An 8,819-nucleotide genomic window follows, 5' to 3' on the forward strand; every position below is an offset into this window, starting at 1 on the left:
GAAAATGTTCCTCTGAATTGGTCAATTTAGAACCAGTTGATGAGCTCTCTTTGGAAAAAGCCGCCTAGCGCATAAACCGTGCCAGTGCTTTAAATTGTCAAAGAAATTTTTTTAGAAAACCCGAGTAGGTCTTGAAACGAAAAAATATGGTTCTGTCGCATCTGTTGCAGGTTTTTAAAGAATTGGTTAAAAAACCACTGAAAAAATTTCTAACTCCCGCCCGGTTGAACAGCGCACATTGAGGATCGTGTTGGCGGATGATAATCCTGTCAATCAGAAAATGGCTCTGATGATGCTGGCAAAACTGGGGCATTCGGTCGATGTGGTTTCCAACGGACTGGAAGTCCTTGAGTTTTTGAAGTCGCATACCTGTGGATCAGTTGCAATACCTCCCTGACACGCTGAATCCAGACCCTCTGCCCGATTTGTTAATACAGCTTCAAAAAAGTTATGACAACACAATGCAGGCGTTGAACGAATGGGAAACTTCAGTTGAATAAAATCCCGATTCCACCAAATTTCTCGGCGGAAAATATTATGTTGCTTTCCGAATATCCTGAGAATGTTAAATTAAGTTGGGGGATTGTGAGATAATGCTTGCTTGGCGAAACAATGAATATGATCGTTTTGAGTTCGAGATGACTGATGATGAAATTCAAATGTTTATTAAATGCAGTGGTTCTATTGATATTCACAGCGGTGTTTTATGCTGGTTGCACCACTTCAACTGAGAAACCAGCAGGATATTTGATGGAGCGAGAACAGGTTCGCCGGATTCAGGGAAAGGCGATCACTCAGGATTTGGAACAAATACAGGCCGAACGAACGCCAGAATTTTTAGAACAAAAAAAACGCCGGGAACTTCTCAGATTGTATGGATTGGATCAGGAAGAAATTTATCGCTGTCTCTGTCCTGATCCGGAAGCTCCCACTCCTTAAGCCACAATGATCCGTATAAGGCGTCGGTTTTTGGTCAAATTGGCCATCTTCAACATTTTTTGGCAGAAATGGTCATTGCCGCGTTCTTCAAATTCACTATGGTATAGCATCTCCACAGCTCCTGCTCCTGTCTGCAGAACCTGATGGATCCAGACTTGAACCGTTCTGGAATCACTGAAACCTTAATGCCCAAGGGACTGATTATGTCAAATCAAACCAACGCATCCGCTACACAAGAATCCGGGAATCAAGCCGGCGCTGAAACCGCGCAAGCAACTCCGGATACTCCTAAAAAACAGGCTCCTGCCATCAAAAAAAGCAGTCTGGAAAACAAACCTGTGCTGATCGACGGAGTACGGACTCCTTTCCTGCGCAGCAATGGGGCCTACACCCCGCTCATGTCTCATGATCTGGGACGATTTGCCATTCAGGGGCTTCTCAAAAAAACTGGAATTGATCCGGTGGAAATTGAACAGGTCATCATGGGAACGGTGCTGCATGAAGTCAACACACCCAATGTGGCCCGTGAAAGCATGCTGGGTGCGGGACTTGCTGAAAATATTCCGGCATATACGGTCAGCATGGCCTGTATCTCCTCCAATCTGTCAGCCACCAGTGTCAGTGACATGATCAGACTCGGACACATCCAGGTCGGCATTGCCGGTGGTATGGATACCTGTTCTGATCCACCGCTTCGTCTTTCCAAAAAATTGCGACAGACCCTGGCACGTCTTCAAAAAGCAAAATCCAACATGGATTATGTGAAAGAACTTTCCAAACTGTCCTTCCGGGATTTGCTGCCTGATGTTCCCTCCATCACCGAATTTTCTACCGGTGAATCCATGGGGCAGGGTTGTGAGCGGTTGGTGAAATATGCTGGTGTTTCCCGTGAAGAAAGTGATGAATTTGCGGCCCGCAGTCATCAACTCGCGGCAAAAGCATGGGAAGACAAAGTATATCAGGAAATGGTGGTCCCGGTTCATGTGCCACCAAAAATGGAACTGATTGCCCAGGACAACGGTCCCCGTGGAGAAACATCCGTAAAAAAACTGTTGAGCCTCAAACCGGCCTTTGACAAACAATTCGGAGTTGTCACAGCAGGAAACTCCTCGTTTCTGACTGATGGCGGTTCGGCAGTATTGTTCATGAGCCATAAAAAAGCGGAACAGCTCAAATTTCAGGCCAAAGCCGTGCTGGTCGATTATGTGTTCCGTGCAGGAAGTCCACTGAATGAACTGCTTTCAGGACCAGCACTGACCATTCCTGTGTTGCTGGATCGCAACGGACTCAAGGCAGATGACATCGATGTCTGGGAAATTCATGAAGCGTTCGCGTCTCAGGTGGTTGCCAACCTGAAGCTGATGGAATCCAACGATTTTGTGAAAAACCGACTTGGACTCAAAAAAGCGGTCGGTCCTATCCCCATGGAAAAAATCAACATCTGGGGCGGTTCGCTGTCTCTGGGACATCCCTTTGGCGCGACCGGTGGCCGATTGTTGACCACGGCGGCCCAGCGTCTGCAACTGTTTGGCGGAAGATACGCGGTTGTTTCCGGTTGTGCGGCCGGTGGTCATGGTTCAGCCATTTTGCTTGAAAATCCACAATTCTCCAAATAACAGGACGCTATGACAACACCAGAAAGTAAAGCTTTATCCCTTCGTGTTCAACGTGGCATTGCCGTGATTGAATTCAATGATCCTGAGGAAAAGGTCAACACCGTCAATTCCCGGTTTTCCAAAGATTTTGAAGCGATGTTTGATTACATTGCTAAAAACAATGACATCAAAGGCGCTGTTCTGATTTCAGGCAAGCCCGAGTCGTTCATTGTCGGAGCGGACATCAACGAACTCAAGGCGGCAAAATCCGCTTCAGAGATTGAAGCACTCAGCCGCACCGGGCATAAAATCATGAATCAGCTCGAATCTTCAGCCAAACCGGTTGTGGCGGCCATTCATGGTCCCTGCATGGGGGGCGGACTGGAAGTGGCGCTGGCCTGTCATTACCGCATTGCCACGGATTCTGAAAAGACTGTGCTCGCATTGCCTGAAGTCATGCTGGGACTTTTGCCGGGTGCTGGTGGGACCCAACGTTTGCCACGACTGGTTGGTGTCAAAAATGCTCTCGACATGATGCTCACCGGAAAAAACATTCGCTCTTCCAAAGCTAAAAAAATGGGGCTGGTGGATGCGGTGGTGCCCAATCATGAAGGTCTGGAAGCCGTCTCTGTGGAAGCCGCCTGTCGATTGGTGGAAGGTCAATTGAAACGCAAAAAAGCAGACCCTTCATTTCAGGATAAAATGCTGGAAGAAACCCTGCCGGGGCGAAAAGTCCTGTTCCAACAGGCTCGAGCGACCGTCATGGTCCAGTCCGGCGGACATTATCCCGCACCGTTGGCGATTCTGGATGTGGTGGAAACCGGCCTGTACAAAGGGTTTGAAAAAGGACTTGAGGCGGAATCCAAACGTTTTGGCGAACTGTCCCAGACGACTGTCAGCAAAGGGCTGATCAGTATTTTCTTTGGCCAGACAGAATTGAAGAAAAACCGTTTCGGTCAACCCGAAACTGAAGCCAGAAATCTGGCGGTTTTAGGGGCAGGGTTGATGGGTGCGGGCATTGGTCTGGTGAGCATTGAGAAAAAATTCAATGTGATTCTCAAGGATGTCGGACAGGAATCTCTCACCCGGGGAACCAAATCAATCTGGGATGAAATCAACCGAAAAGTGAAGCGAAAATCCATCACAGCCTTTCAGCGTGAGCAAGTGATGTCACGACTGACCTCACAACTGGATATGCGTGGTTTTGAAAAATGTGATGTGGTGATTGAAGCTGTGTTTGAGGATCTGGAACTCAAGCGTCGGGTGATTCGTGAAGTCGAAGAACGCATTTCTGACAAATGTATCTTCGCGTCCAACACCTCCGCTTTGCCGATTGGTGAAATTGCCAAAGCCAGCAAACGTCCGGAAAATGTGGTAGGAATGCATTATTTTTCACCTGTCCACAAAATGCCCTTGCTCGAAGTGATCACCACGAAGCAGACTTCAAAAGAAGCGTCTGCGATTGCGGTTGATGTGGGAATACGTCAGGGGAAAACCGTGATTGTGGTTGGTGATGGTCCGGGCTTTTACACCACACGTATTCTGGCTCCATTCATGGATGAAGTCGGCGTGCTGGCTCTTGAAGGCGCTGATTTTTATCAACTGGATCAGGCGATGCTGGAAGAAGGCTTTTTTGTAGGACCCATCGCCCTGATTGATGAAGTGGGGATTGATGTCGCGGCGCATGTCGGACGTGATATGAGTAAGGCGTTTGGTGCCCGCATTACCGGTTCCGACCCCAAAGGGTTTGAGGAATTTGTCGCCAAAGGATTTCTGGGCCGCAAATCAGGCAAGGGCTTTTATCTTTACACCCGCGATGCCAAACAGAATCCGGTGGAAAAGGTGAAACTGGCCATTGATCAGGTGGTGACCAGTGTGACCAAAAAGAAAAAACCCAAACCGGTGAATCCTGAAGCTCTGGCGATTATTAAAAAACAGGCTGGAGGAAAATCACGGAAAATTGAAAAATCCGAAATTCAGGAGCGGGTGCTGTATCGAATGCTCAACGAAGCGAGTTTCTGCCTTCAGGAAGGCATTCTGCAAAATCCGGTGGATGGAGACATTGGTGCGGTGTTCGGGTTGGGATTTCCTCCCTTCAAGGGCGGTCCATTCAGATACATGGATCAACTTGGAGCACAAACGCTGGTGAGCAAACTCAAGCAGTATGCCGACAAACATGGCGTGCGGTTTGAGCCTTCAGCGCTGCTTCAGGATTACGCAAGACAGAACAAAAAGTTCTATTCATGATCAGAAAGGGGCACGGGCTTCCGTGCCTCGCCTTCCTGTTTGAGCCTGCGGAATAATTTTCACCTGTGCAGGTGGTTTGAAAATGAGCCACCAAGAACGCCAAGAACACGAAAAAAAGATTTTTTTATAAATGAAGTCCTCCGTGAAACCCTGATTTTCAAGTTTACTGGTGCATATTCCCGTAAGCGTTCAGCTTTTAGTATTCAGCTTTCAGTGTTTATGCGCCTCAGAAGCCTTATGACTCAATAGCAGAAAATATCGTTTGACTTCCAGGCCTTGAGAATTCCTGAAAACTGATAGCTGACGGCTGAACGCTTGCATATTCCTTTTTTACTTTGTGTTCTTCGTGTACTTCGTGGCTAAAAAAGTACCTGCACAGCTCGCAATATTTCATACAATCTTTGGGGGTGTATCGGTTTGGACAGATAATCATTCATTCCTGCCTCCAAACATTTTTCACGGTCCCCGGTCATGGCATGAGCCGTCAAGGCGATGATGGGAACCTGATGGTTGAGCACCAGAGATTTTGGATCACGGACAATTTTTGTGGTTTCCAGTCCATTCAATTCAAGCATCTGAATATCCATCAGTACCAGATCATAAACGTTGGTTTCCATTTTTTTAAGCGCCTCCAGACCATTGTCAGCCGTATCAATCACACCCAATTCCATTTTTTTGAAGATTTCGAGAATCATGACCTGGTTGAGTTTGTTATCTTCCACCACCAAAATCCTGACATCCTTTCTTTGTATCAACGGAATGGTGGACGACTGTTTGAGTAGTACATCCTTCGACAACGTTTCACGCTTCAATACCGATTTAAGACGCCAGAATAGATCATCGACATGGACAGGTTTAGCAATGCATGCGTCCGCACCAAGCAATTTCTGTTGTTTTTCATCCACTGAATTGCCGAATTCTGTCAGCAATAGCAGTTTCAGCGGTTTCAGTTGTGGACTGGATTTTATGGATTTGCACAAGTTCTCAACACTCATTCCCTGTATTTTTAAATCAATAAACATTGCCGAGAATGGATCATTCCCGTCATGGGCTTTCAGCAACGCTTCTAAAGCTGTCTGTCCATCTGTCGCCACATCAGCACGCAAGCCCCAGAACTGACAATAGCGTTGAAGCATGGTGCGTGTGTTATGATTGTCATCCAGGATCATGATCCTCGAATTTTTCAGAAGTGGATCCAGTTCCACGGTGGGAATCGTGTCTTGATTCTTTGACAGACGCAGGGAAAAAGTAAATTCAGAGCCACGTTCTTCCTCACTGTTTAGACGTATCTGGCCCCCCATCAATTCCACCAGTTGTCTTGAAATTGTCAGCCCCAGACCAGTGCCTTCATATTTTCGAGTGGTTGAATTGTCAATCTGCATAAAACGCTCAAAAATGATTTGCTGTTTTTCAGGAGGAATACCAATCCCGGTGTCCCGGACAGAAAATCGAAGCAAGGCGTCATGTTCTGTTTCCTCATCGAGAACAATGTGTAAAAGAACTTCTCCACTGGAGGTAAACTTGATGGCATTTCCAAGCAGATTGATCAGCACCTGTCTGATGCGCCCCGGGTCGCCGTTCACCCCTAATGGAACATCAGGTTCCACGAAGCAGATCAGTTCCAGACCTTTGATTTGAGCACGTACTGCCAGCAACGTACAAAGATCTTCCAGCAGATGACGCAGACGGAAGCCAACCATTTCAAGTTTCAAACGGCCGGCTTCAATCTTTGAATAATCCAGAATGTCATTGATCACAGCCAGCAACGCTTCAGTGCTGTTTCTGGCCATCACTACATATTGGTGTTGCTCATTGGTGAGTTCTGTTCCCAGCAATAAACTGTTCATGCCCATCACCACATTCATCGGTGTCCGGATTTCATGACTCATGTTGGCCAAAAACATGCTTTTTGCTTTATTGGCGGCCTGTGCCTGTTCCTGACTTTGTAGCAGGGCGGCTTCGGCAAGTTTCCGTTCCGTGATATCGATCACCACTGCGATATGCCAGGACACTTCTTCGCCTGGAGCCCACATTGGCGACACATTGAGTTCTACCCAGACCGTGGTACCATCTTTGCAGAGATAGCGTTTTTCCATGGAAAATTCCCTGATTTTCCCCTCCCTCAAGTCCTGCATAAAATCGAGGTCCGTTTGAAGATCATCTGGATGTGTGATTTTCTGGAAAGTCAGTTGTTTCATTTCCTCAGTGGAATATCCCACAATGTCACAATAACGCTGATTGATCCGGATAAAATGTCCGGTATTGCTGTCAATTTGGGCCACCCCAACCGCGGCCTGTTCAAACATGACTCTGAAGCGTTTGTTGCTTTCAAACAGGGCCTGTTCGATTTTTCTTTGTTCGGTGGTTATCGTAAAATAAACAGATATGCCATTCGTCCGGGGATAGACATGAACGCTATACCAGTTTTGATAGGGGGGAATATCGAAATACGTTTCAAACTGAAGCGTTTGTTTATCCTGAAGAGCCTGTCTGTATTTCTGTTCAAAAATAGAACCTTGTGCTTCAGGAAAGGCTTCAAATAATGGACGATTCATCACTTCATCTCTGTTGCGGAACAAAGCCTGCTCCGCGGCATGATTGAAATAGGTGACAATCAGGTTTTCATCCAAAGCAAAAAAGGCATCACTGATACTTGAGAGAATCTCGTTGTTGTGTTCTAACAGTGTCCGATATGAGCGCTCACGTTCCTGCAAATGGTGATGTACCTGTTCCAGTTCATAAGACCGTTTTCTGATCTGCCTACGCAGCAATGCGATAAACCCGATCCCCAGCATCAGCACACCGCCAAAGCCAGCAAAGGCAAACCAGATCCATTGTGGAGCCAAGGCTTCATGACTGAGATCCAGCCAGTGACGAAGCCGCTGGAAATATAGGGATTCTTTATTGGCTTTCAGGCTGGAAAAATGCTGATCCAGATTATCAAGCAATGATTGTTGCTCTTTTCTGCCGGCAAAATAATATTTTTGGGGGTAAAACAGGATCGCGGTGTCTCTTAATGATTTAAAATCACGCTGGATACTTTTTCCATAAATCGTGGTGGAAATTCCAGCATCGATTGTATTCGTCACAACATCCCGGAACATTTCATGGTATTCCTGATACTCCACCAGTTCAGCCTGAATTCCAAATTGTTCCAGCATATCCCTGAACGCTTTCACATAGATATCAGCCTTCACAGTGCCGACACGTCGATTGGCCAGATCAAAAATAGTATGAACCGGTGTTTCCTCCCGGACATAAACACTTCCCCAATCCATAAACAGAAATTCCCGGTTGAACGCGAGTGTTTTTATGCGTTCATCTGTGCGGACAATGCATGGCAACAGATCGATGGTCCCGTCATGCAGATACTCAAGCAATTCGGACCAGGAACCCTCAATATATTCCAGTTTCCAGTTTTCCTGATCGGCGACATATTCCACCATATCAATAAAAAGTCCGAATGGTTGTCCTTCGCTGTTTGTAAAAAGCAGTGGTTCATATTGATAGACTCCAACGCGTACTGTTTTGCGTTCAATGGGCTTGGAAAAAACAGTGGTGCAGCCAAACATCAAGGTTATGGCCGTCAAGCATCCAATGATAAAGAAACGATACCATGTTGATAATCGCTCCATACTTGAAAAGATGAGTCCCTGTTTTTTATGGATTTGTAACATCGTAACCTTTTTTTAATGTTGGGTTCATGCGGCACATCGTACCCTTAACCCCAGTCATTCCCTATCTTTGGAGACTCCGGAAAAATATGGCACCTATCATTTACCGAGTTACAGTTTGTCATCTCAAATAACTCAAGAGTTGTAAGTTTTCAGTCATCAGCCTTCAGCTTTTTGTAAGTCATTGAAATTAGAAATTTTCTGAATATCAAATTTTCAAATAAACTTTTAGAATTATACTTGGGTTTTCGAAAAAAACATCTGTTGAGTTGTGTTGATTTGGCATAAAAATTTTCTGAGCGCCATTCACCCCAGGAGGACGTATGAAAATCCCTTGTATTGAAGCATTACCTTGGTTAGTAGC

5 protein-coding genes are annotated in these 8,819 nt (G+C 46.1%); 4 read left to right on the plus strand and 1 reads right to left on the minus strand.

Annotated features, from left to right (window positions below; all coding sequences use genetic code 11):
• The first annotated feature begins 247 nt into the window (after positions 1–247).
• From HQM11_20880 to HQM11_20895, 4 genes are all read left to right on the plus strand, one after another.
• Positions 248–397: a hypothetical protein gene (locus HQM11_20880; GenBank protein ID MBF0353493.1), complete on the plus strand. Its 150-nt coding sequence runs from the start codon at positions 248–250 to the stop codon at positions 395–397.
• 248 nt (positions 398–645) lie between these two features.
• A complete protein-coding gene (locus HQM11_20885) occupies positions 646–939 on the plus strand; it encodes a hypothetical protein (GenBank protein ID MBF0353494.1) in 294 nt (97 codons plus the stop codon).
• Positions 940–1,142: 203 nt separating this feature from the next.
• Positions 1,143–2,555 carry an acetyl-CoA C-acyltransferase gene (locus HQM11_20890; protein MBF0353495.1) on the plus strand — a complete coding sequence of 471 codons (1,413 nt, stop codon included), beginning with the start codon at positions 1,143–1,145 and terminating at the stop codon, positions 2,553–2,555.
• A gap of 9 nt (positions 2,556–2,564) precedes the next feature.
• The gene (locus tag HQM11_20895) at positions 2,565–4,781 is read left to right on the plus strand and encodes an enoyl-CoA hydratase/isomerase family protein (GenBank protein ID MBF0353496.1); all 2,217 of its coding nucleotides are present in this window, start codon (positions 2,565–2,567) and stop codon (positions 4,779–4,781) included.
• A gap of 359 nt (positions 4,782–5,140) precedes the next feature.
• Here HQM11_20895 and HQM11_20900 read toward each other — a convergent pair whose 3' ends face one another.
• Entirely contained in the window at positions 5,141–8,458 is a 3,318-nt protein-coding gene (locus HQM11_20900; GenBank protein MBF0353497.1) for a response regulator, read from the minus strand.
• Positions 8,459–8,819: the final 361 nt, after the last annotated feature.

Source organism: SAR324 cluster bacterium, from assembly GCA_015232315.1.
Taxonomy (GTDB): Bacteria; SAR324; SAR324; order SAR324; family NAC60-12; genus JADFZZ01.

What these genes read in the sequence shown, in the direction of transcription:
- HQM11_20885 (MBF0353494.1), top strand. Translation starts at nt 646, where the DNA reads ATGATGAAATTCAAATGTTTATTAAATGCAGTGGTTCTATTGATATTC.
- HQM11_20890 (MBF0353495.1), top strand. Translation starts at nt 1,143, where the DNA reads ATGTCAAATCAAACCAACGCATCCGCTACACAAGAATCCGGGAATCAA.
- HQM11_20895 (MBF0353496.1), top strand. Translation starts at nt 2,565, where the DNA reads ATGACAACACCAGAAAGTAAAGCTTTATCCCTTCGTGTTCAACGTGGC.
- HQM11_20900 (MBF0353497.1), bottom strand. Translation starts at nt 8,458, where the DNA reads ATGTTACAAATCCATAAAAAACAGGGACTCATCTTTTCAAGTATGGAG.